General features: G+C 42.7%; 2 protein-coding genes. Both read right to left on the reverse strand.

What is annotated here, in order from left to right:
* Window positions 1–226: 226 nt before the first annotated feature.
* On the reverse strand, window positions 227–910 hold the full coding sequence (locus JX312_RS11925; RefSeq protein ID WP_123406245.1) for a tetratricopeptide repeat protein: 684 nt from the start codon (window positions 908–910) through the stop codon (window positions 227–229).
* A gap of 145 nt (window positions 911–1,055) precedes the next feature.
* Complete coding sequence (locus JX312_RS11930) at window positions 1,056–2,636, reverse strand: DUF6377 domain-containing protein (protein WP_204458127.1); 1,581 nt, start codon at window positions 2,634–2,636, stop codon at window positions 1,056–1,058.
* Window positions 2,637–2,679: the final 43 nt, after the last annotated feature.

Here is a 2,679-nt window from a genome sequence, read left to right on the forward strand (position 1 = left end):
GTATTACAGATTCTTCCGATGATCAGTCAACCGACAGAAATCATAGATCCCACTTTGAAATGTACAACTTCTTAATTACAAAGATACAGATTTTTATCGACAATACCAACCGGAAAGAAAAGGGTTCCGGCTCGAAAGCCGAAACCCCTTTTCATAAAATAAGCAAATGTTTTATTATTTTATGGAAATGTATTTGCCTTTTATACACTCAACTCATTACTACGGCTTATTTACCGAGACGCGCTTTCTCACGTTCTATATATGCCTTGATTGTAGTGCCGTTGCCAGGCTCGAATGTCGGATAGTCTTTCGAGATTGACTCATAGCATTCGAGCGCCTTGTCATATTTTTTCTGCTCATCATATACGTTGGCTTCCTTAAGAAGGACTCTCGGAACAATCTGTTCGTTGACTCCAGCCTTCTTGATTGCCTTGGCGTAGCAACCGAGAGCATCGTCATATTTCTTGATGTTTACAAAGCAGTCTCCTTTGAGAACCATTGCGTTTGACTCAAGCACGGACTCAGAAGAGGAGAAATTGTCAAGACATGCAATAGCCTCTTTGTATTTGCCGGTATTGTAGAGCGATTCAGCTGCACTAAGGTATGCAAGCTTGCCGGCATCCGTACCGGAATATTTGTCGGCGACTTTCTTATATTCCACGGCTGCCACGGAATCATTACCGGCAGCGGATATCTCCACCTGATTGTAAGCTTCGAAAGCTCTGTTCACCTTAGGATTGCGGAAGAAGAAAATGTAACTGAGAATCAACGCGGCAACAACAGCCACCGCTGCTATCACTATGTAGATAACCTTGGAGTTGTTTGCAATCTTCTCACTTGCAGAAGTAAGATTGGAGTTCAGCTTCTCGATTGTTGAATCTTCCTGCTGTTCGTTTTTGTTATTTGCCATTTCTGTATTCTATAACTCCCTCTGGGGGATTTTTACTTATTATTCTTTTTCAACACGCAAATTTAATAATAATTCCCCAATAATCAAAATCATAATTTCCTTCATATTCCAAAAATCGTCAGAATTCGCTATCCCGAACTCACTCTCAATTGTCATCAATACCTATTTTAAGCACATTTTCTTCGAAATGCTCTCTGTCTATTGCTCGGTTACGCATTCTGTTGCGATAAGCATAAACCGTATTTACCGAATAATTGAGAATCCTCGCAATCCGTGTACTTTCAGACACTCCCAACCTCACAAATGCGTAGATGCGCAGCTCCGGTGTCAACTGCCCTCCTTTTAACCGAACCCGTTCCACGGGTTCAAGAAGTTCGTTCACCTTTTCCACGAAATCTGGATACAGAGTCAGCACCACTGAGTCTATCTCTTTGTAGAAATCCTCATTCTCGCCTTCACCTATCTTCCCGGACTTTATTGTTTTGAGCAACTCAGAAGCCTGACCTGATGATATTTTCCTGTCAACAAGTTTTAATAAGGAATAATATTTTTCGGAATATGTGGAACAAAGTCCTATAAAATTACCGATATATGCATCTTTCATCCTTGATGTAGACGCGAGGGCTTTCTGGCTTGCGCGGCTTTTGCTTATTTGCTTGAAAAGGAAGAATGTCATCACGGCGAGAGCGACAAACAGGGTTGTGGACACCGCAGCGAACAATAGCCATTCATTTCGCGAAGCACTGATCTGGCATCTGTAAGCCTCGTCTATGGCAGGCACCCATCTTGCCATGCTTACCATCCGCACCCTGGCATTCCCCTTATACGCCTCTTCGAGAGCGAAGTTGATATAACGGAAAGCCATGGCAAACTCATTCTGTTCGTACAGCCACGCCGCCAATGCCGGCAGTGCAAAACCTTCTCTCACATTACACACAATGTCGCTTTCAGCTGCTTTGGCAAGATAGGCGGCATACTGAGTCTGATCTCCATCACTCTTGTAAACCGATGCAAGCTGAAAAGCTGTCATGCCGTAAATATTACTGTTCGGACCAAGCTCTGCCATCAGTTTTTTCAGAACATTCCGTGCTGCGGCAAATTTCCCGTTAGCCACCATCCTCTCCGCAATAATAAATTTACGAAAATTGTCATTCTCCGGCATCAGAGCCACAAGACTATCATCACACGCAACATAACGGTCTTCATAATATGCCGCCATATTGCTTTCATCATCCACATAATTGCTAAGGTTGGAATAAAGACGTCTTCCCACTTTAAAGAACTCTATCCTGCTGTCTTTATCTACATGTATATTTGCCAGGGAATCATAATCATATATTGCCTCACTGAAGAATCCGGCTGCTGCAAGAGCATCCGTATATACAAGCGATGCCAGGTAACGTTCTCTGAGACTTCCGTATATACGCGACGCATCCACCGCCATTGCGGAATATCTGAGTGAGGAATCCGACATATTCTGACGGCAAAAACGCGACATCATTATCAAGGTCTCTATTCGTGCAGATCCAGACAGTCTTTTTTCCGAAAGACGCATTTTAAGAGAATCAAGTTTAATGGCATTCCGTTTTGAATATTTACCTGACTCTCTCATAGCGTTGTCAAGGGAGCGAAGTTCCACTCGCGGCAAAGGCCACTTCACGGCAAGACAAGATTCCGATGATGAAAGCAGAATAAGAAAAACTGATATGAAGAGCAACTTTTTCATGCCGCAAAGTTAACTAATTTAATTGTATTGACAAATAAAATAC

It is taken from the genome of Barnesiella sp. CU968, assembly GCF_905219685.1.
Taxonomy (GTDB): Bacteria; Bacteroidota; Bacteroidia; order Bacteroidales; family Muribaculaceae; genus Lepagella; species Lepagella muris_A.